Genomic DNA, 21,133 nt, shown 5'->3' with positions numbered 1-21,133 from the left:
TCATCTACAGTGACCCTTTACAGCTGACCTTATGCCACCTAAATGGTTTCATGCCAAACCAAACCATTGGGAAGCTGGCGAGGACCACAGAGAAAATGTAAAACCCGTCGGCGTTGGGGAAGCGTCATCTTACTGGACGCATGCAGAAGCAATGGTCGCAGGGCTAACACACCGCCTTTGGGCACTAAGCAGGATATCTCACCGGAGTGGTCCCGCAGTTTTGCAATCATCGGGTCAGAGAGTCGCCCCTGTTGATGAGATCCTGGCACCACTTTTAGGGGGCCATTGTTGGGGGTGCAGTCATCTAAATGGATACGAAGAGCAACCAACTGTTCCAAAATTTCGACCGGAGGCTGCACAAAAGACAGCCCTTCTTTTTGAGATATTCCCAACTGAGTGGCAGCAGCATTAGGTTGAACGGCAATGCTAACATCTTGATGCAGTGCCACTAACCAATTTTGATCAGGGGATTTCTCAAAATAGGTGCATTGATTGGCTATGGGCGTAGGGCCTAATAAAGGTGAGATAAATGGATGGGATTTGAGGCTCTTGGCCAGTGCTTGGCACCAGTCAAAGGCGAGTAAGCGTCTACTCCCAGGCCCTGATTGGACCACTTCATCAAGATGGTCAAAAACCTGATCGCAGATGTGAGCAGAAAAGATCTGGGGCAGGATAACATACCCCTGTTGATGAAACTTTTCTTGGGTATTGCGGATAAATAAGGGCAGAGATGGCTCCACAAGAGTCATAAAAAGAGGAGTAAGAGCAAGGCTGACACGGAGTATTTACAGCTCAGCCTATCGGAGGGAATAGCGGCAAGTATCAATCGCATGTTTTGACTCACGCAAGCTTGGCGCTCCATCTCGATTTTAGGGCCATCGCTTGGAGTTCAATGCTCCAGAGCACTGAACTTTAGCAGTGAGATGACACCCAGATATAGCTATACATCAGCTTTTCAGAAAATTAATCTGGCTTTTCTGAAGAGCTGATTGTGAAATGCATTTAGACGAAAGGGTGGCAACAAAAGCAGGTTAGACAACCCTAAGACTTTTGGAAAACGACGTTTATCAAAGTATTTTGATTAGGTCTTCTCTCACCCAGCCGCTCTCTGATTGGTGCAAAATTTGGTTGACGTAGCGGATTTTGTACCATTTATAGCCCTTGGTTTGATAAGAAGAGAGAACATCGACTTCAAGTCCGCTGAAGCTGCTGTATCCAACTTTATAGCCTGTTCCAGGGCCTCGACGAATATTGATTTTTACATTGGCATCATCGCAGTATAGAACCCCATCATAGTTGAGGTTTTTTTGCTCTGCTTTGGCAAGCCAATCAGCATTTTGAACTTCTAGATAATCCTGTGCATGGGATGAAGATGCAAAATTCAAACTTGAGAGGCTGACTAATCCTGCCACAGTTACAATGCTGAAAACTCTAATGCCGCGATTCATATTTTCCTGTCCTGCTTTCTCTAAACCCGAATATAAAAAAACTTTCTGGCTTTCCATGTGATCCGACGCAGGGTAAATGTGTGATTCTAAACCACCCTATTCACCTGGCACTCTGTTAAAGCGTCCCTACCGATGGACCCAAAAGTGAGACGGCTCATGGCCAAATATTTCAAAAAGCGCTCAATCAAGCAATCGCTCTGAGTCAGCACTTCAGCGGTTGCGGTGGCTCACTCACAACTTTGACTCGCTCCTGAGAGGTTGGGTGGATAAATTGTAAAGAGAAGGCATGAAGCCAATAGCCACAATCTCCAGGAACGGGTTGTGATCGTTCTTCAGAACTTATTGACTGAGGTTGTCCTCCCGCAACATATAACGGATCGCCAAGTAAGGGATAGCCAATAGTTGCTAAATGAATCCGAATTTGGTGGGGACGTCCAGTGGTAATCGTCACAGCCAGTAAAGTAGCCTCTGGACGTCGTTGAAGAATGGTACAAGCGCTATGGGCGGGTCGTCCTTTTGGAGTCGCAGCATAGATATATCCCAACTCCGGATAAGGAACCTTACCAATGGCTTGGGTAATTTCAAACTGTTCTTCTAGGGGGTGGGTGGTTTGTTCAGGCCCAATTAACGCTCGATATACTTTTTGAATTTGCCGATTCCGCATTTGTTGGCTTAAAGCAGCGCGAGCCTGTTGCGATCGCGCCATCAATACCACCCCTGATGTCCCTCGCCCCAAGCGATGGATGGGAAAAGGTGTCCCTTGGGGAAAACGTTGCTGTACCTGGTGGAGCAAGGTATGTTCTAAAAAGCCCCCCCCGGGAAGCACCTGTAACCCTGAGGGTTTATGGATTGCCAACACATCTGCATCTTCGTATAAAACATCAAAGGTCAAGGGCACCGTTGGTTCCTGCCAGGGAGGACGATGGTAGGCCAAATTCTGTCCCTGTTTTAATACCGTATCTGGAGTAGCTTGCCGACCGTCTATGGTTACTTGTCCGGTTTCAATTCGGACTTGCCATTCTGTCCCACTCGAATGCCGGTAGCGTTGAGCATAAAACTCTAACAGGGTCAGCCCCGCGCCTACCTGATTAACTTGATTGTGATAAGTCCAGCCTTGATTCATTCTTGCTCATGCAGCGTTCTAATCATTCTGTTGGGACCAGAGCTTCGGTAGAATTGGAACGCAATTCTTTTCGAGCGACAGCATGTACCAATTCAAGGTATTACCGTGGCTACAACTGATCAATGCCTCTGTGATTACCCTTGTCTTAGCTTCTGGAATTGACTATGGATTGACCCTTATCTTACCGGCATCTTCCCAAGTGCAGATTGAATCAGTATTGGGTCCCCCTTGGGGATTACTCTCTTCGGCTGCAATCGATATGGCGATCGGTATCCTGGGCGTCATTATTTTGGAACGGGTAATGGAACCTAGGCGACGAATTCAGGTATCTACCCTATGGGGATTGGTACTTTGTTTATTGATCGCTCTAGCTCTAAGAGCATCCCTTCCGATTCCGGGACTCTTTTTAGGTCCTTTCCACCAAATTACGATTGTTGGCCTCTTATTAGGGGTTTTTAGTAAAGGCCAGCAATATCGTCGTTAGAGGGGGGAATGTTCTGTCTATGCCTCGCTAAAAAAGAGTCATCGGTTTTGGGTTGTCATACTTCAGGTAGTCCTTTGATTACAGCTTCAAGAGCCCCCTTACATTTTATAACGAACATATGTTATAAAATAAATAATCCATCCAATACTGGTGCTCTCGCCCATGCCTAAGGTTGTTGATCGAGAACAGTATCGAAAAGAGTTGCTAAATGGCTGCGTTGAACTTTTTGCTCAAAAGGGCTACGGTTCAATCACTATGCGGCAGATTGCTGAAGGGCTCAAGGTTTCAACCGGAACGCTCTACCACTACTTTGACAGCAAGGAAGCGATCTTTATGCAGCTGGTTCAAGAGCTGTGTGAACAAGATATCTCCCGGTTCTTTGCCCAAGCCCCTGAGGTAGAAACTTTGGAGGCGCGTCTACAGGTAGTAATGGCTTTCGTATTGAAAAGCCTTCAGTTCTATCAGCAACAGATGCTGCTGTGGGTCGACTTCTTTCAGCAAAATCGAACGGGGAGTGATGAGGAACTGCAGTTCCTCCGCCAGATCTGGGATGGGACTCGTGATGCAACAGTGGATTACTTACAGCTCCCGAATACGGAGTTAGCCGACTTCTTGATGATTTTTATTGACGGTCTGATTATTCAATGTGTCTATAACCGAGGCATTGAAGATATGGACTGGTTCCATCACCAAAGCCAACTTATGATTCAAATGGTCTGTAGCCATGAACAGTTGTCCCCTCAAAGTTAAACCCAAACCCTGGTTAATCGGTACGTTAATTGCTGCTATCGCAGCCAGTGGCGGCATTGTCCTAGTCGGTCTGGCTCAAAGTGGCTGGCAGACCCCCCGCTCTGCAGAATCCAGTGATGTACAACCCACAACCCTACCAAATATTGCCGCTTTAGGCCGACTCGAACCCACGGGTGAGATTGTCAAAGTTGCCGCTCCTTTGACCCTGGACGGCGATCGCCTCTCCACACTCAAGGTCAAACTGGGAGATACCGTCCAGGCAGGTGACCCGATTGCTGTATTGGATTCCCGCGATCGCTTGTTAGATGAGGTGGCCCAAGCTCAGGCCCAGCTCCGCGTTGCTCAGGTCAAGCTGGCCCAGGTACAGGCAGGGGCTAAACCGGGCGCTATTAATGCCCAACGAGCAACCGTCTCCCAAGAGTCTGCTGAGTTAACCGGGCAATTGCGAATTCAGCGGCAAACCATTGCCCGATTGGAAGCCCAATACGAGGGCGATCGCAGTGCCCAAACCGCAGCTGTTCAACGACTTCAGGCTGAACTACGCACAGCCCAAAAAGAACTGGCCCGTTATCAATCCCTCTATCAAGCGGGAGCCGTTTCTGCGTCCTTGTTCGATAGCAAGCAGCTCAGTGTGGATACCACCCGTCAAGCCTTGAAGCAGGCCACTGCAGAACTTTCCCGTACCGACGGGATTGCCCAGCGCCGCCTCCGGGAAGCCCAGGCAGAGTTGGGTCGGCTGGAAACTACCGGGCAAGCTCAGGTGGCAACGGCCCAATCTCGACTGGCAGAAGTGGCAGAAGTCCGGTCCGTGGATATTCAAATGGCTCAAGCAGAGGTGGAAGCGGCTCGGGTCGCCCTCACTAAGGCCCAGAAAAATCTGGATCGAGCCACCATTAAAGCCCCGAGTGATGGACAGATTCTCAAAATCTACACCCGACCCGGTGAACAGATGAGCAGTGATGGCATTGTCGCCTTGGGACAAACTGAGCAGATGTTGGTGGTGGCAGAAGTCTACCAAAGTGATATTCACCGGGTTCAGGTGGGACAAGCCGCCACGATTCGAGGCCAAGGCTTTCCTGGCGAACTGCGCGGCAAAGTGATTGAGCTAGGCCGTCAGATTAGTCGCCAGCAGGTCTTTAGTGGCGACCCTGGCGAAAATCTGGATCGTCGCGTGGTCGAGGTCAAGATTGCCCTTGATCCAAAAGACAGTCAACAAGTTGCCAATCTGAGCAATTTGCAGGTGCAAACGGTGATCCAAATTTCCGATGACTCTTGATTTGGCATTTTTTATAACGAACGTTTGATTTTGAAAAGTGGCCATGAACAGTTGGATAAGGCGAAAACGGCCTAAATTTCTGAAGAGAACCCCTTTAGCCTGGCACCAGGTGACGCGGGAGCGCACACGGTTACTGGTTGCGATCGCAGGCATTGCCTTCGCTGATATGCTGATTTTTATCCAGATGGGCTTTGAGGGGGCTTTATTCGATGCCGCCGTCCAGCCCCACCGCAATCTGCAGGCAGATCTGGTTTTAACCAATCCCCAAATGCAGACTTTGTTCTCTGTCAAAGCCTTTCCCCGTGCCCGGCTGTATCAGACCCTGGCCCATCCCCAGGTCAAGTCCGTGAATGGGGTTTATATTGCCACCGGACAGTGGAAAAATCCTGAGACCAAACGAGAGCGGGCCATTTTAGTCTGGGGCATTGACCCGGCTGAGCCGTCCTTTAAGTTCCCGGAAGTCACGAACAATCAGGATAAAATTCAGCCTCTGCATCGCGTCTTATTTGACCAGGCCGGACGGCCAGAATATGGATTTACCACCACTGCGTTTGAGCAAAAGGGGCATTTCGCTGCCGAACTGAATAACAAGCTGATTCAAGTGGACGGGGTATTCACCAACGGGGCGTCCTTTGCTGCCGATGGCAATGTAATTGCCAGTGACTCCACCTTTCTGCAGCTGTTTCCGAACCGGAGTCCAGAGCAGATTGAAGTGGGGCTGATTCAGCTGCAGCCGGGGGCCAACCTGGCACAGGTCAAGGCCGATCTAGAGGCTCTGCTACCCGACGATGTTTTAGTCGGCACCACCGAAGACTTTGCCCAGATTGAACGGGACTACTGGGCCAACGGCACCGGAATTGGCTTTATTTTTGGCCTCGGGGTGGGGGTGGGCTTTATTGTTGGCATCGTTATTGTCTATCAGATTCTCTATTCTGATGTGTCTGAGCATTTGCCTGAATATGCCACCTTGAAAGCCATGGGCTACACGGACAACTATCTGTTGGGGATGTTGATTCAAGAAGCCCTCCTTCTGGCTGTTCTCGGATATTTACCCAGTGTGGGATTAGCTTTAGGACTGTATCAGCTGGCCTTCGCAGCCACCATGCTCCCCATTTCCATGACCGCGCAACGGGCAACCACCGTCTTAATCATGACCATTCTGATGTGCTCGATGTCGGGGGCCATTGCCATGCGCAAACTCCGATCTGCCGATCCAGCCGACATATTCTAATTCGCTGTCACTATCTATCCTGACTATGAACCTGATTCCTGTTGCCGAAAATCTTTGGACTGCCACCCAACCCTTTAGCTATCTGGGGTTAGAAGTCGGTACCCGTATGGTTGCTGTCCGCCTGAGCCCAGGAGAACTGATTCTGATTTCCCCGATTCAAATGCAGGCCACGGACTGCTCCAGCCTGAATAGCTTGGGTACCGTTAATCATCTAATTGCCCCCAATCAATTCCATCACCTGTATTTGAGCCAAGCTCAGGCTCTCTATCCCGATGCCACTACTTGGGGCGTCGAAGGGTTGGCCGATAAACGTCCCGATCTAAAGCTGGATAGCTTACTCAACAAAGCTGGAACCTTTGGAGAAGAATTAGAATACCTCCCCTTCAAGGGATTCGGAGCCCTTTTACCCCGAGGCATTTGTCTCGCCCATGAAACGGTCTTTTGGCATCGGCCCAGTCGAAGCTTGATTCTCACGGATACCTCGTTTCATTTTGACGAAACGTTTCCCTGGGTTACCCAGTTGGCAGCACGAGTTATGGGCTCTTACAAGGTCTTGAAGCCATCCTACTTCGAAAAATTGGGCAGTCGCGATAAGGCCCAGGTGAAAGCCTCCGTTCGTCAGGTGTTGGCATGGGATTTTGATCGGGTCATTACGGCCCATGGCAGTATCGTCGAAACTGATGGTAAAGCCCAATTCACCGCGGGCTTTGAGTGGTTGCTGGGCGAAACCTTATAGCCTTTTGTTCTGGAGTGATTCCTATGTCTAACGTCATTATTGCCCACCAACTCAACCATGCCTTTGGCGAAGGCCAGCTCCAGAAGCAGGTCTTATTCGATATTAATTTGGAGATTGAGGCGGGTGAAATTGTAATTCTCACGGGGCCTTCAGGATCTGGGAAGACGACGCTGCTTACATTACTGGGAGGCTTAAGGGCAGCCCAAAGCGGAAGCCTTAAGATTCTTGACCAGGAAATGCTGGGAGCCTCGAAGCAGCAGCTCAGTCAACTCCGCTGTCATATTGGCTATATTTTTCAGGCCCACAATCTGATGAGCTTTCTAACGGCCCAGCAAAATGTGCGTATGTCCCTGGAACTACATGACGCTTTTTTGGAGCAAGACCTGGATGCGATCGCAGCCAACATCCTCAGCGCAGTCGGCCTAGAAGAACGCATCCACTACTATCCCGACGAACTCTCTGGGGGACAACGTCAGCGCGTCGCCATTGCCCGAGCTTTGGCGAGTCATCCCAAAATTATCTTGGCAGATGAACCGACTGCCGCTTTGGATAAAAAGTCTGGGCGAGACGTGGTCGAGATTATGCAGAAACTTGCCCGAGAACAGGGCTGCACCATTCTTTTGGTTACCCACGACAACCGAATTTTGGACATTGCCGATCGGATTATCTACATGGAAGATGGACGTTTAGCGCCCCTACCACAGACAGAAGAGGGCATCTCTAACCCATCTCCTAGCATTGCAGCTTAGGCGATTCTCAAAAGCACTAACCAGATCACAGGAATACTACCGATTAGTGTCGTTAATACAAGGCGCAATTGGTTATTTTGACGCTGAACTTGCTGCCATATGTTGGAATAAGGAACGTCAGCATCTCCAAGTTGGAAGAGAGCATATTTTTGAAACCATCTGGGGAGTAATTTATGCAGAAACATCAGGATCACTACTTTGCTGATAAACAGGAGACTACTTGCTCGTTTATTCCCTCCAAAGCCAATTTCTGATAGCTGAGCCACTGCATCCGTATCAGGCTTTCGGGCTTCGGTATAGGCGGGTAACGCGAGGGATAAATCTCCTTTGGTTTGGGCCAGAATCTCGGCAAAAATGCGGCAGCTTTCCAGGGCGACATTACACCCTTGCCCCAAGGAGGGCCACACCGAGTGGGCCGCATCTCCTAACAGAACCACGCAGTCACCACCTTCAAATTGATTGCACTGGGTGGTGATTCCTCCGTGGGCCGCCTTTTGTGACAATAAATCTTGGGCAAACTGTGACGGTAAACCCGTTTGCTCTAGATTTGGGAAAACATCAGGAAACTTCTCTTGAAATAAGGCCAATATATCTGCTTCTGATTGCAGGGTCTCATAAGTGATGTCTCCCACTTGAGGCAAGATCAATACCCCTTTGAGAGAGCCATCGGTACTAGGGGGAGCGAGTAACGTCAGGGGTTGGGCATTCGGCCAGGTATGAAAACTCTCTGCCCACTTTTCCTCTGCGCCGGGTAGATTTTTCGCAAACCCTAAATCACAGATTTTGTACATCATATTGTCTTGGTTTTGCTGGACTTCGAATCCCTGAATCTGCGATTCCATTGAAGTCCTGACGGTACTGTAGACACCATCTGCACCAATTAATAAGTCAAAGGTTTGCTGATTTTGATCTTGTTTGCCTTGAAACAACGCTGTCTTATCCTGAAAATTGACCTGCAGCAAGGTTTGCTCAAAGTGGTATTGAATGTTTTCTGGAAAACGATGCTGCCCCTCCTCAATAAGACACTGAGCCAGGGTAGTGCGATCGACTGACACGGCATCCTGAAACCCTTTACCGAGATTTGCCCCTTTGGCAGTATGTCGAACATTTCCTTGGAGAAAGACCTGTTTTTCCGGCGGTAGCTCTACGCCAATGTCCTTCAGAGCTTTTTGTCCCCGACGGCTCAGAATAATATTAAAGGACCGTCGATTGCTAGATACTCTAAAATCAGCACTGCGCCGCTCGTAAACAAAAACTTGCCAACCCATCTGGGCTAAATACAAAGCAGCCAGTGTGCCGGTTGGCCCACCCCCCACAATCACAACTTTTCTGCCTTCAGGAGATGGTGAAGCGTTCGCGGACTGAGTCTCTACCATGCTTGAGTTCCAGCGCTGATCCACTTCATCTTACAGCGCCATCGGTGGCACTCCCGTGCTTGATTCGTGTGATTAAAACGAGGCGAGATTTGACCTTCAGGTGCTGCTAACAGGCTATCCTTTGTGCTTTTTGGCGCTGTTCCAATTCAATAATTTTGTTCTACTGATGTAGGATTAGAAGCCTCTTGTGCTTTAGCCTGCTGCCATAAAAATCTAATCCGTTGCAGTTGACTCTTCTGGCTAGCGCTCTGCAAATTCAACCCACAATAGAGCATCAAAAGGAATTTTGCCCTGGCCCGGTTCATATTCGTCAAGCACCTGACTGGCATCGTCAATCCTCACCTTCTCAACAGAAACACGATGCACGGTGTAAGGCGTATCAGCAAAAGGTGCATCCAGGCGATGCCTGAATGCTTCATCGATGAGTAAAGATTCAATCAGACGGTAGGGATGACCGTCATGACTAGTGCCCCTCTTCAGATCCCACTCTTGACTCTGAAGGGCTGCCTTTGCCAGATACGTTGAAATCCATGGATAATCTTCCATACTGCCCAGGTACATTCCCTCAAGCGGTGCGGCATCCTCAGGACGCTGACTCAGCCATTTCTGAATCGATGTTCGATAGTTCTGTTCATCAAACGTGCAGCCAAATTCTCGTCCTTGTAGTCTAAATCCAGTGGCGGAGGGGCTGCTATCAATAATGGGAGAACATTGATTGCTGTTCCAATGGTTTAAGCTACTTCCCGAAATAAAGTACCAGACTCCAAGGGTAACGAGAAATACTGGCATCAACTAATCGTCCTTTATGAGCAAGATATTTCAAGTCTAGCTAAAGTGAATTTGCTAATTGGTCAAAAAGCAATGTCTGAGTACTTCCCTGAGTGATCTGTATTTCTAAAAAATGACTAGAGCTAGTCCATTTTTCTTTTAGCTAGCCTTAACCAACCTGCAACCAAGCTAAGCAGTACTGAATTGCAACGATGGCCCCACAAACTCCTATGCTGATCCAAACTAAAGGAATCCCTCTCCATGGACGAATTTGAATGATTCCTGGCGGTAAAAACAACAGTTGAAACTTAGCGAAAGACTCACCTTCTAGCTGCTGATCTGCTTCGTCTACTGAGGAGGCAATGATCGGTAATGGTGTTAAATCAACATTATTTGCTGACGTTGCGTTCATTGGCTCAAAGAAAATATGGGACCTTGTTGCATTAATGCCTACTAGGTAGGAGAGTTGACCGACTGATAAATTCAATTCTGTTGCCCAAAGTTGAGTTAAACGGGCGTATAGCTTGTTGCCCAAGGAGCGACTTTTTCTATATCCAGTAATATCTGGTGCACAAGCTAAAGCTGTTTGCAGAATATTTTGCTCTGACTTTTTGTGTAAACAGCAAAAGGCAATCGCCTGAATTGCAGGATAGAGATAAATAATATTCGTCAGAATAGGAAAGGGGAGAGAAATATATTGTTGGGCTAAAACGCTCAATACCAATGGAATGATAGCCACTAAGGTTGTTATGAGTGGGATTATCATCCACCACTTTGCAGAGGCAACATAGGCTTGCAAGATATACCACTGTAAGAACCCAGCAATAACAGTCGCCCCAAGCAGCGCCATATACATGGCGGTCAGTTCTGTAGCGGCATTGCTTCTAGAGCTAGATAAGTTCTCTACAGTCCCAAACAAAAGCTCATCGAATCTCTTGTCAAAAGCAAATTGGAGCGTGTTAAACAATGTACTCCCTACAGCAACCGCTAGAATCCACTTCCAGTCCGGAAAGTACTGACGAAGAATCAACCATTGGGCCGCTCCCATGAATGTTCCACCGATCAGTCCAGCAATGATAATGAATTGCATCGGATTTTGTTGCCACAGGTGAACAAAGGGAGCTTGCCCTGTTACGATGTTGGCTGCATAAATGCTGATAACAGTGGCAAACAGATACAGACTGATGAACCCCAACCGATCGAAAGGTTTGATAACCAATCGCTGAGCATTTGCGAAGTTATAGGATATCGGCATGAGGCAATAACACTGCTCCAGCTACATCAGGTATAATTCCGAAATTTCTAAAATTTAGCCCTTAAGAGGCTGCTTCTCTTTTCTGAACAACATGAGGCCCACCAAACGCTATTAGCGGGATTTAAGTAATGCTTGAGCCTTAGGATGCTCCAGTAATGCAGTAGCCTCCTTCAGTAACCGTTTGCCTAACACTTGGCTTAGAAAGCCTTGATTGGTCCAGGTTCGTTCAAGTTGTTTAGCTGTTTTCAATTTCTGTAAAGCCTCATTTTCTCGACCTTGAGTTAATAAAGTCGCACCAATCAGCAAATGAGCACCAGCAGACTCTTCGGGACTAGCTTTAATGGCAGCTTGCCAGTCTTGGATTGCTCCAGGAACTTCGGAGTTCTCATAGCGGGCAATTCCTCGATAAATATAGGTTTTACCCGCTTTCGGTTTTAACTGGATAGCCTGATCGTAATCGGCTATTGCCTTAGCTACTTCTCCCTGTCGAAACTGTAACCGACCACGGGTTTGATAGGCTGGTGCGTAGGTTGGATCGATGGTGAGGGCTTGCTTGAGATCCAACAAAGCGCCGCGAATATCTTGCTCTAGCCAGCGAGTGAACCCTCGATTTTTATAGGCTTTGGCCAATCCCGGATCTAGACGCAAAGCCTGATTGTAATCGTCAATTGCTTGGGTTCTGGCACCCATATAGAAGTTGGCTAATCCGCGATTATTGTAAGCATTGCTATCGTCGGGATTGAGCTTAAGGGCTTCACTAAAATCTCTCTCGGCCCGTGAGGCCCCAGACTGTAGATTTCGATTAGGCTGGAGCGCCTGGGCTAAATGGACTGACCCTCGACTGTTGAAGAACAAAGCGTTATAAGGATCGATGGCGATCGCATGGTTCAAGTCTGCTAAAGCTTCCTTGTAATTACCTCGTTGGTAATGGGCTAATCCTCGGCCATGTAGCGCTACGGCTTTGCGATCGCTCCCCAATACCTGATTAAACTTAGAGACCGCTTTGCTACTCTCTCCCCGGCCTAAAGCCTGTCCTGCCTCAGCCAGCGCTTGATCAACCGATGCAGGAGCAGCGGGTTTGGGTGGTGGCGTCGTAAAGCCCAAATCCAGGTTGGCATCGTCGGCTTTTTGCAAAAATGTATTGATAGGAATGCCTAAGTTAAATCCGGTTTTGACGTAAATATCGGGATTCAGATTAGGATTTTGGGCTTGAGGCGTCGTATCTGCTCGACCATGAATCCCAATCAGTTGACCTTGGCTATCTAGAACCGCGCCACCACTCATCCCTGGCAACGTGGCATTGGAATAGACCAGTCCATACCCATCTCGTAAAGGTTGCACAGCATTCGCCGTAATTTGTCCGGCTGTAAAGTTGTAAACCACCTCATTGATGGCCGCCGTTTTCCCTGGGAATCCTGCAACATAGCAGGGCATTCCCGCAGAAATTTGCTGGGCATTGCCCACTTCTGCCACCTTATAAGCCTGGCTACTAGAAAACTGAATCAACGCCAGATCGACATTGGGTAACCGCTGGATAGTTGTATTGGCCACCGAATGTCGAGCCCGATCCGGCGTGATCACTTCATAAGTATCTTCGCTGCCCACCACATGGGCTGCCGTTAACACCGTATAGGTGTCTCCATCCTGCTTAATAATCACCCCGGAACCGGGTGCTTGACTATCGACTCGGACCGTGACATTGCGGGCAATTTTGGCAACTTCAGCCGCATTTAAAGCGTGACTAATCTGGGGTTGCACCACCACGGCAGCAGCCCCAACCAAAACAACCGGAAGACTAGCAGCAAATTTCATCACTTCGTTTATTAAAATTGTCGCAATGGATACGTTCTAGCATGCCCCATCCCATAACCTCATAAACTTTGACCGTAATAAATTGACAGTTGTTTCTCTACGCTCTCTTTGTGGACAGGACTCAACGATGGCCCACCTGAGTCTGAATGACCCAAAATAGTGCAGGATTCATATTGGAGGGTAGGGTCTTTTGAGAAATAGTCGCTTGGACAATGAGAATTCCTGATCGTATCCACTGGCAACACCTCTCAACTTCAGACAAAGCAGCGTTTGCCAAAATACTCTTGCACCAATTGCCCAAAGGATTTGCCTTCAATTGTGTGGCTTCCTTTGCGATGGGATCCATTACAAATGAAGTCGCATTGTTCTCATTTGACAACGCTGTATTTGCCTTGATACCGGGAGCCCAGATAGAGCTAGGATTTGATGTTTCCCATTGGACTCCTAATCCAGATGAACTTGAAAGCTGGAAACTCACTGCTAATGAATGCGGGCTTGAGTTATCGATGGAAGAACAGATTGAATCAGCAACACTGAGAAAACGTATCGTCACAATCCCCCCACTCTTAATGGAAGCTTGTGCAGTTGAAGTGGGATGGCAATCCGTCAGTATTGATGAACCAGAGGTGAGAGCAATCGTTGAACATCTACCTAAGGGCGCTTCCCACTTTTCATCGATATCAAATAGCAATCGGGGAATTAGGGTAACCCGTGATGAGTTTGGTGGTTTAATTGGGCTTTGTTGCATGAATCGCGTAAAGGCTAGATGAATTGCCTCTCCTCGTTATTCTTAAGCTTCAACCCAAACAGTCTCGGGTTTGGCGATCTGAATCATTCGATTGAGTGCCGCACACTGCAGGAGTAACTCTGTGGCTTGATTATCAAAGTTACGGGAACGTACCTGACCCCCAAAGATAGTTTTGAAGCGAAACATCGTCGTTTCAGCTAGAGACCGCCGATGATAGTGGGCTTGTTTTTTCCACCTCTTTCGTCCCTGTTTTCGGATGGCTCTGAGATTTTGATCTCGTGGATGGGGTGGAGCATTGCAGTTTCCATGTTGCCAAATTTTGGCATTCTTCCTTGGGGGAATTGCAGCTGTGGCATTGCGCTCCATGAGGGCATCATAGCAATGACTTTGGTCATAGGCTCCGTCAGCAGAGACCTGTTCAATCTCATCGTCGATGCCTTCAAGGAGATCTTCAAACACTTCACCATCCTGAACGTCATTGGTTGTCACGACACCCGTGAGAATTTCTCCAGTGGACTCATCAACACTCAAGTGAAGTTTACGCCACGTCCGACGTTTGCTCACACCATGTTGCCTGGTTTTCCACTCTCCTTCACCATAGACTTTGATCCCTGTGCTATCGATAACGACGTGAATGGCACCTTGCTTAGGTATAACGGGCAATGAAATCGATAGCTGACCTTTCCGCCGAGAGACGGTGCTGTGGTCACAAACGGGAAGCTCAATTCCCATCAACTCAAACAATGAATTTAGAAATCCTTCGGTTTGACGCCCTGCTAAACCATAGATACATTTGACGGTCTCGAAGGTGGAGATTGCTGTATCGCTATAGGTCAGAGAGGCTCCCCGCTTTTGTCTCGGTGTGGTTTCTAGCCAATGAACGATAGCTGATTGTTCGAGCCAGAAGGTCACACTTCCCCGCTGTTTGAGACCAGCGTTATACTCGGACCAGTTGCGGATTTGGTAACTCATGGGCTAGCGGTTTTTGGTGGTACATAAACTCTAGCCCGCGCCTAATCCGCAGCACCTATTCATGCAACAACGCCGTTTAATTGCCGAAAGCTCCAACCAGTCTATCCATGAATCCCTCTGTACAGAATTACAGGTTGATGGGTTTCGATATCCTACTGCCGATGAATGGGAATATGCGTGTGGTGCAGGCAGTCCTAACCTATTTCGCTGGGGAAATCATGTCCCTTGCGACCGCTATCCCACAAGCGTCAGTCCCGATGAAGCCGCTTGGAGGCGTCAATGGATTCTTTCTGGTGGGAAACTTGATTACCCTATGCAAGGGTTTCAAGCTGACTGGGACTATCATCACCGCCCCAATGCCTTTGGTCTGTTTATTGCAGAGGATCCATACAAATCTGAACTACTGGCTGACCCATGCTTCACCCGAGGGGGAGACGGTGGATGTACGATTTGCGGGGGAGAAGGATACTTTATCGGTTGGCTAACCTTAGCGACAGCCTATTTTGAACCCCATACCTGTGAAGTTGATCCAGACTCTGACATTAATATTGGATACACCATTGGTCGGCGAGTTTTCCCCCTGTCTTAAGAGACAGAGAAGACTTCAGAGGCTTTTATAGCAGTCGCCATTCTATTCAGGACACTAGATGTAGAACATGTTCCATTGCTTCTCTGAGAGATCCAAAATGTTCTAATTGGTGACGGATGCGACTTTTAATCCAAGACCAAGACCGCTCAATCTTGTTCAAGTCAGGGGAATAAGGCGGTAAATACCAAACCTCACATCCTGCTTTTTCCACTAATTCCTGTATTTGTCCTCCCTTGTGAAAAGTGGCATTATCTATCACCAGCTTCTGCCCAGGCTTGAGCACGGGTATCAAGCAACGCTCTAGCCAAAGTTCAAACACAGTCCGATTGCAAGCTCCTTCGATCGTGAACGGTGCCATCAACTGCTTTGCTCTCAACGCCGCAATCATATTGACTCGGCCGCTTCTACGCCCAGTCTTCAAAGCATAAACCCGCTCACCTTTGGGGCCATAAGCATAGTCATACTCGTCTCGATGATCCATGCCCGACTCATCCGCATAGACGATATCGTCTGGGTCCACGGTACTCAGACGTTTGATGAACGCTGCCCGTTTGTGCTTATCTCGTTCTCGGTACCCATATGTTTTTTTTTCGAGTAAATCCGATTTTCTGGAGGGCTCTTGAGATGGTTCGATCACTAATCTCTCCATCCCATAGTTGAGCCATCTGAGCTTGGGTTTTATGACGATGCTTGTGGGCAAACGCTCGAAACTTGTCCCAGTCAGTGATTTTATGGCTATGGCCAGGATGATGGACTGGCTTGGGATGCAAATCACCCGTTTCCGCCTTGAGGTGTTGCCATTGGTTAATGGTGTTACGACTGATATCGAACAGTTCACTCGCTTCTGAAGGGCGCATCCCATCTAGCTCAATCGCATCTATCACTTTGCAACGTAGGTCGAAACTATAAATTTTGGGCATCACACAGGAGAAGGAATAAAATACTTCTCTAGTTTAAGTCCTTCTCAATATGGCGACTGCTATATCCCTCTTTTATCACTTTAGACAGAGAGAAAATCAGGATGCTTGAGCAATTTCCTCACCAGTGGACAGCAAAATGCCTCCATCTTTGATGTGAGTTGCTCAAACCCCTTTTTCAAAGCACGGCTGGGAAAGACTTCTAACCAGCGCTTTAGAAGATTCCAACTGATTAACGGTTGAATGATCAAGCGCACATTATTGAGCAGATTCTTCCACCCGTTTTGGTTATCCCACCAAGGATGCTGCGCAAAGTGTTGATGTGCCACTGGACAAGAGTCATTGAAGACATCAGCGAACAAACTCACCATCAAGAAAGCGCTCATCACTATCTCCCACCACTTTTCAATTTGTTCGTAGTGCGTCATGCGAAAATCAGCCCAACCCAAGGTATCTTTAGACTGTTTGAGACCATACTCAATCCAAGTTCTGAAGCCATAGCAATCCCCAATTTCATCCAGCTTGATCTCGGGTGCCGCTGCCATGACATAAGAGGTTGAGTTCTCTGGTAGCGTTTGGGGGTCCGTGGTTAATAGCCAATAGCGCTTCTGGTGGTGTCGCTGGCCATAAATGATCTCTTGCCTGTAACGAGTTTCAGTGGTGCCATTGCTGAAGGTTCGTTCAAATGACTGCCACGGTTCGGCAAAGACTGCTTGTTCTGCGGGTAACCACACCGCATGATTGCTACGAATCGCTAGGATATAGGGCAGCTTTAACTCCTCTAAGACATTCACAAAGTTTGTTTGAGCTTCCCCATACAAGCTGTCAGCCAGGACGAGCTCAAAGCAAAAGCCCATCCCTTGCAACTGTCGGATCATTCCAGCAGCAATTTGGGGTTTGCTGAGATACTCATCCTCCTCTTTAAGACGTTCTCGGGGTTTGTACACTTCAAAGGACAAAGGCAAAATCATCCCTTGAAACAGCCCGTAGGCAGTGACTGCGACGATGCCATTCTCTTTCTTGCCCACATTGCCGATATACTGCCGTTTCACATAGTCGGTACTCTTGCCTTTTTTGCAATCGCCCGTCTCATCGATCAATAGAATTAACCTGCGCCCATCCAGTATTTTCAAGATGATGTCCAATCTCTTGTCAGACAAATGTGACGCTACCCAAGGTGATTCACTCAGAAAATGATGCAGGCTTTGATGGTTCTCCAAGCCCACTGCTCTTGCAATGGCGGGCAATGATTTACGTTTGATATCACTAATCATCCCCAGATGGAGATGCTTGAAGGCTTCATAACTGCGGACTTGGGGAAATAACTCTGCAAATAGTTGGCAGTACTCATCAACAAAGCCAATGGTTGGTTCTGGACTTCTTGAAGCTGACATCACTCATTAGAAAAATAGAAACTGAGAATAGTCTATTTTTTATCTGTCTAAAGTGATAAAAGAGGGATATATCCATCAAATCAGCAACAAGCTTGAGATCGATTCCGGGCATGGAAACGCCCAACATAGGATCACCGAAAACGAACCTAGATCCGACTTTCCGACTTTTAAGTCCCGACTGTGGCCGACTGACTTCTGGATAGTCCTTGCTTAGGCTATTGGATGCAAGCTACCCCGGAAAGTGCCATGACTCCCACGTTATTGTTCAATCCCTCGTTCCTTGACCCGTCTTCATCCACCCAATCGTTTGAAACAGCTCCCATTTCAAAACGTCTCAATCAACTGATAAAGACCTATCTTGCTGCCGATATCCTCAACGATCGCCTACAAGATTTATCCCAACAGTTCCAAGATCCCCAACCAAGACCTTGGCAGCCGCTTAACTGGAATCAGATTGAACCAGGTCAGATAAGGGGAATTGATCCCCTTATTTTTTTAGCTATTCTTGCGGGCAGTATTGATACAGAAACCCCTATTCGCGGCTATACCCAAACTAGTCGCCAATATCTCTCTCCCCTCCATCCCCCCATGGCTCGATTTGTGGGCGGTACCGTTAATGACCAAGGAGACTTAGTGGAGCTGGGACTCTGGGAAAAGGAAGAACGCCAACATTCCCCCGCACTACAGCGGTTATATACCCAACTGTCTGGATTAAAGCTGATGCCCCTGCCCCACGATCCCAGACCTTATGAACCGACGGATAATCCCCATCAAGATTTGTTCGAGCATGGTCTCCATCGCGTGGCGACGGAATATGGGGCTACTTGCCTGTATGTGTGGTTAATGGCGCATTCAACGGGGCCATTGCATCAGGTGTTAGCTGAACTATTGATTGACGAAATTAACCATATGACCAAATTTTGGGGATTTGGGCGCTGGGCTTATCCTCACATCTCGATGTTTAAGATTCTGATGACTTTACTTCGCCCCCAGTTAAGAACGACGAAACAAAAACCTAGTAGTTTTAGTCGTACCCTGAAACGGATGATGCAAGTGCTCCACTGGGAAGCCTGGTCTTTGCCCAATAAGTTATCCCTTTTATGGACCTTTGTTTATGTTTTATGGCATCTGTGGCGATGGAGTCGCTCTTTGAACCCAGACCAGCTTAATCGCTGGTTTGGGCAGTCCCCAGAAACTCCTTGCCCTTCCACTGGCATTTAGTTCTAGCCATGCTCTTCAGGTCCCTGCTCGGTCGTCTCTTTCTTGGTTTACGCCATTAGACCTTGACAATCCTGGTCAGAGATTGTTAGACCAAACTACTGACCGGGGAATTATTACGAACAGAGAATAACTTCCTCTGACTTGTATGGGCTCCTGATTTAACCAATTGATGTCACTGACGCCGTATTAATGAACAACTTCGATTACGTTACTCGCCCTACAGATTTAGATCCTGATTGTTTACCCCAACATGTTGCCGTCATTATGGATGGCAACGGTCGCTGGGCCAAACGCCAAGGGTTTCCCCGGATTGCGGGTCATCGCCAAGGGGCACGGACTCTCAAAGATTTAGTGCGCTGCTGCAAAGACTGGGGCATTCCCACCCTGACAGCCTATGCCTTTTCGACGGAAAATTGGCGTCGCCCCTTAGAAGAAGTTGACTTTCTTTTAGTCTTATTTGAGCGTCTTCTTCGCCAGGAACTGGCCGAAATGGATCGCGAAGGGGTACGGATTTCCTTTATCGGTGATTTGTCTCCCTTGCCCTCTTCGCTGCGGAAGGAAATCGATCGAGCGGTTTTAGCAACGGCCAATAACCGAGCCGTTCATTTCAATGTGGCGGTGAATTATGGCAGCCGAGCCGAACTGACCCAGGCATGTCGTCAAATTGCAGAGCAGGTTCAGCTGGGTAATATTGAGCCGGGGGCAGTGGATGAGCAACTGATTGAGCAATATCTCTATACCGCTGGTACCCCTGACCCTGACTTATTGATTCGCAGCAGTGGCGAACTCCGCTTAAGTAATTACCTACTGTGGCAGTTGGCCTACACGGAGTTTTACTTTACGGATGTGTTCTGGCCTGATTTTGACCGGGCGGTTTTTCATGAGGCGTTGCAGCACTACCAGATGCGCGATCGCAGATTTGGAACGGTTAAACTCAAACAGCCCTGTGCAGGTTAATTCTTTCCATAAACATCTGAAATGGGAGGTGGCCACTGCTCAAAGGGCTTGAGCCTAGAGTCGCCCCTTCCGACGCCTTAAGGTATTGAACTCATCATCGATACTGTCGTGCTTCTGGGTATCGCCTCCGGTTACTCTCAGGAAGCCGAAGTACATGATCCCTGTCAATCCTAGTAATAAGATAACGAGATACTGAAATGGGATAAAGGAGAAAATCACGATTCGCGTGGACTTTAACATCCATGCGAGGCCCAGATATCCGGCTGCGATTAAGGCGATGCCCTGTACCATCCGCGCAATGGGCACCTGACTCAGAGGAAGACGTTGCTTGGTGACCCAAAAAGAAATGCCCACGTAGTAACAAGGGGCCAGCATTAGCAAAATATCTGCTTCCTTCATCACCCGTGCCCAACCGCCGTTATTGGTAGCGAACAACAGATAGCCAACCGCTAAAATCAAGCTTAAGAGGGCCATCCCTAAGTTAAAGCTCAAGACAAAGGGTTCCTCTTTCTGACCTGGGATTACCACACAGATTGCCAGCGCCACCCATGGGGCAAACAGCATAATGCCCAAGAGCAAGGGTTTGTACTGAGTTAAAAGCGAAAACAGGTCTTGAAAGGTCATGTCCTTCCTTGGGTGATGGAGCCTTCAATCCCAGTGTGCCCATCCACAGAAAGGGAATGATGAGCAGCTTATTTCCCAGGTTCAAAATTGAATGCTATCGGCATATAAATTGAATGCTAACGCTTAAATTTCTTCTTGGGTTTCGCTGCTTTCTGCACCCGCCAAGACGTTTCGGTACCCATTTGGCCGACTTTGGTGAACACAAACCCATATCGCTCAAACTTGGGATACTTGCCCACAGAACGTCGAGAAAGACCGAGAGCCATGGATAAATCAGAAGTGGGTAACAGCCACTCATGGGTTGCTGCCTTTTCCAATAAATCTAGACGATTAAGCAGCATTTTTAGGGGTTCAGGTCGAGTTGAAAAAGCGTCTAAAAACGCAGCAAAATTCGTATTCTGTGCCATAGGAGCAGCACCATCGTCGGCAGCAACAGTCAAGGCACCAGCCCCCACTGTTGAGGGCTGTTCCGTAAAGTCGTGAATGGTTCCGCCAGCCTCAATGTGATCGCCGAGGGCATCTAATCGCACGACATCAGCAGGTGTAACAAAGGCCCGCCGTCCCACTTTGGTGGGTTGTAGTTCCAATGCCGACAGACGATTATAGAGGGCTGATCGCTTAATGTTATAGCGCTCTTGTAGCTGGCTGACAGGAATGAGTTCAGCAGAATCTTTGGCCATGGTATCGGAGTAAAAACATTGAG

General features: G+C 48.1%; 22 protein-coding genes. 10 read left to right on the top strand and 12 right to left on the bottom strand.

The annotated features are described in order from the left end of the window. Positions 1 to 38: 38 nt before the first annotated feature. The 3 genes from AM1_RS04370 to AM1_RS04360 form a co-directional block, all read right to left on the bottom strand. Positions 39 to 749: a phytanoyl-CoA dioxygenase family protein gene (locus tag AM1_RS04370; RefSeq protein ID WP_083776692.1), complete on the bottom strand. Its 711-nt coding sequence runs from the start codon at positions 747 to 749 to the stop codon at positions 39 to 41. 318 nt (positions 750 to 1,067) lie between these two features. Next, positions 1,068 to 1,505 carry an SH3 domain-containing protein gene (locus AM1_RS04365; RefSeq protein ID WP_012161586.1) on the bottom strand — a complete coding sequence of 146 codons (438 nt, stop codon included), beginning with the start codon at positions 1,503 to 1,505 and terminating at the stop codon, positions 1,068 to 1,070. 145 nt (positions 1,506 to 1,650) lie between these two features. Further along, positions 1,651 to 2,571: an RluA family pseudouridine synthase gene (locus AM1_RS04360; RefSeq protein WP_012161585.1), complete on the bottom strand. Its 921-nt coding sequence runs from the start codon at positions 2,569 to 2,571 to the stop codon at positions 1,651 to 1,653. Positions 2,572 to 2,653: 82 nt separating this feature from the next. Here AM1_RS04360 and AM1_RS04355 point away from each other — a divergent pair, with 82 nt between their 5' ends. The 6 genes from AM1_RS04355 to AM1_RS04330 all read left to right on the top strand — a co-directional run bounded on the left by AM1_RS04355 (position 2,654) and on the right by AM1_RS04330 (position 7,797). Further along, positions 2,654 to 3,055, top strand: coding sequence for a hypothetical protein (locus AM1_RS04355; RefSeq protein WP_012161584.1), 402 nt, complete (start codon positions 2,654 to 2,656; stop codon positions 3,053 to 3,055). 162 nt (positions 3,056 to 3,217) lie between these two features. After that, a complete protein-coding gene (locus AM1_RS04350) occupies positions 3,218 to 3,805 on the top strand; it encodes a TetR/AcrR family transcriptional regulator (RefSeq protein ID WP_012161583.1) in 588 nt (195 codons plus the stop codon). Continuing rightward, on the top strand, positions 3,780 to 5,081 hold the full coding sequence (locus AM1_RS04345) for an ABC exporter membrane fusion protein (RefSeq protein ID WP_012161582.1): 1,302 nt from the start codon (positions 3,780 to 3,782) through the stop codon (positions 5,079 to 5,081). Before AM1_RS04350 ends, AM1_RS04345 begins: the two co-directional genes overlap by 26 nt. A gap of 43 nt (positions 5,082 to 5,124) precedes the next feature. Further along, positions 5,125 to 6,312: an ABC transporter permease DevC gene (devC, locus tag AM1_RS04340; protein ID WP_012161581.1), complete on the top strand. Its 1,188-nt coding sequence runs from the start codon at positions 5,125 to 5,127 to the stop codon at positions 6,310 to 6,312. A gap of 25 nt (positions 6,313 to 6,337) precedes the next feature. Further along, complete coding sequence (locus AM1_RS04335) at positions 6,338 to 7,048, top strand: DUF4336 domain-containing protein (RefSeq protein ID WP_012161580.1); 711 nt, start codon at positions 6,338 to 6,340, stop codon at positions 7,046 to 7,048. Positions 7,049 to 7,071: 23 nt separating this feature from the next. Then, the gene (locus tag AM1_RS04330; protein WP_012161579.1) at positions 7,072 to 7,797 is read left to right on the top strand and encodes an ATP-binding cassette domain-containing protein; all 726 of its coding nucleotides are present in this window, start codon (positions 7,072 to 7,074) and stop codon (positions 7,795 to 7,797) included. Here AM1_RS04330 and AM1_RS04325 read toward each other — a convergent pair. The 4 genes from AM1_RS04325 to AM1_RS04310 form a co-directional block, all read right to left on the bottom strand. Further along, entirely contained in the window at positions 7,794 to 9,173 is a 1,380-nt protein-coding gene (locus AM1_RS04325) for an FAD-dependent oxidoreductase (RefSeq protein ID WP_041659076.1), read from the bottom strand. The genes AM1_RS04330 and AM1_RS04325 overlap by 4 nt on opposite strands. A 240-nt stretch (positions 9,174 to 9,413) precedes the next feature. Beyond that, positions 9,414 to 9,962: a hypothetical protein gene (locus tag AM1_RS04320; RefSeq protein WP_012161577.1), complete on the bottom strand. Its 549-nt coding sequence runs from the start codon at positions 9,960 to 9,962 to the stop codon at positions 9,414 to 9,416. A 148-nt stretch (positions 9,963 to 10,110) separates the two neighbouring features. Continuing rightward, positions 10,111 to 11,196 carry a hypothetical protein gene (locus tag AM1_RS04315; protein ID WP_012161576.1) on the bottom strand — a complete coding sequence of 362 codons (1,086 nt, stop codon included), beginning with the start codon at positions 11,194 to 11,196 and terminating at the stop codon, positions 10,111 to 10,113. Positions 11,197 to 11,307: 111 nt separating this feature from the next. Then, positions 11,308 to 13,008 (bottom strand): tetratricopeptide repeat protein, encoded by a 1,701-nt coding sequence (locus tag AM1_RS04310; protein ID WP_012161575.1) that lies wholly within the window; start codon positions 13,006 to 13,008, stop codon positions 11,308 to 11,310. 212 nt (positions 13,009 to 13,220) lie between these two features. Between AM1_RS04310 and AM1_RS04305 the strand changes: the two genes are divergently transcribed. After that, positions 13,221 to 13,778 (top strand): hypothetical protein, encoded by a 558-nt coding sequence (locus tag AM1_RS04305; RefSeq protein WP_041659073.1) that lies wholly within the window; start codon positions 13,221 to 13,223, stop codon positions 13,776 to 13,778. A gap of 20 nt (positions 13,779 to 13,798) precedes the next feature. Here AM1_RS04305 and AM1_RS04300 read toward each other — a convergent pair whose 3' ends face one another. Then, a complete protein-coding gene (locus tag AM1_RS04300; RefSeq protein ID WP_012160769.1) occupies positions 13,799 to 14,728 on the bottom strand; it encodes an IS5-like element ISAcma6 family transposase in 930 nt (309 codons plus the stop codon). A 61-nt stretch (positions 14,729 to 14,789) separates the two neighbouring features. Here AM1_RS04300 and AM1_RS04295 point away from each other — a divergent pair, with 61 nt between their 5' ends. Then, entirely contained in the window at positions 14,790 to 15,317 is a 528-nt protein-coding gene (locus AM1_RS04295) for a formylglycine-generating enzyme family protein (protein WP_012161572.1), read from the top strand. Between the two features lie 46 nt (positions 15,318 to 15,363). Here AM1_RS04295 and AM1_RS04290 read toward each other — a convergent pair. Further along, positions 15,364 to 16,237 (bottom strand): IS630-like element ISAcma25 family transposase gene (locus AM1_RS04290; RefSeq protein WP_148215670.1). Its coding sequence is split into 2 segments (ribosomal slippage): positions 15,364 to 15,906 and positions 15,908 to 16,237, totalling 873 coding nucleotides; the frame shifts between segments, so codons are not numbered across the junction. Between the two features lie 80 nt (positions 16,238 to 16,317). Beyond that, positions 16,318 to 17,628 (bottom strand): IS701-like element ISAcma8 family transposase, encoded by a 1,311-nt coding sequence (locus AM1_RS04280; protein ID WP_012160919.1) that lies wholly within the window; start codon positions 17,626 to 17,628, stop codon positions 16,318 to 16,320. Positions 17,629 to 17,874: 246 nt separating this feature from the next. Between AM1_RS04280 and AM1_RS04275 the strand changes: the two genes are divergently transcribed. Beyond that, positions 17,875 to 18,849, top strand: a complete 975-nt coding sequence (locus AM1_RS04275) for a ferritin-like domain-containing protein (RefSeq protein WP_012161570.1) — start codon at positions 17,875 to 17,877, stop codon at positions 18,847 to 18,849. Between the two features lie 189 nt (positions 18,850 to 19,038). Then, the gene (locus AM1_RS04270) at positions 19,039 to 19,806 is read left to right on the top strand and encodes an isoprenyl transferase (protein WP_010477105.1); all 768 of its coding nucleotides are present in this window, start codon (positions 19,039 to 19,041) and stop codon (positions 19,804 to 19,806) included. A 54-nt stretch (positions 19,807 to 19,860) separates the two neighbouring features. Here the strand turns inward: AM1_RS04270 and AM1_RS04265 are convergent, their stop codons facing one another. Further along, positions 19,861 to 20,430: a hypothetical protein gene (locus AM1_RS04265; protein WP_012161569.1), complete on the bottom strand. Its 570-nt coding sequence runs from the start codon at positions 20,428 to 20,430 to the stop codon at positions 19,861 to 19,863. Between the two features lie 116 nt (positions 20,431 to 20,546). Next, positions 20,547 to 21,110 (bottom strand): hypothetical protein, encoded by a 564-nt coding sequence (locus tag AM1_RS04260; RefSeq protein ID WP_012161568.1) that lies wholly within the window; start codon positions 21,108 to 21,110, stop codon positions 20,547 to 20,549. Positions 21,111 to 21,133 lie beyond the last annotated feature (23 nt).

The sequence above is a fragment of the Acaryochloris marina MBIC11017 genome (genome assembly GCF_000018105.1).
GTDB lineage: Bacteria > Cyanobacteriota > Cyanobacteriia > Thermosynechococcales > Thermosynechococcaceae > Acaryochloris > Acaryochloris marina.
This window is presented reverse-complemented; position numbering and strand designations above follow the sequence as displayed.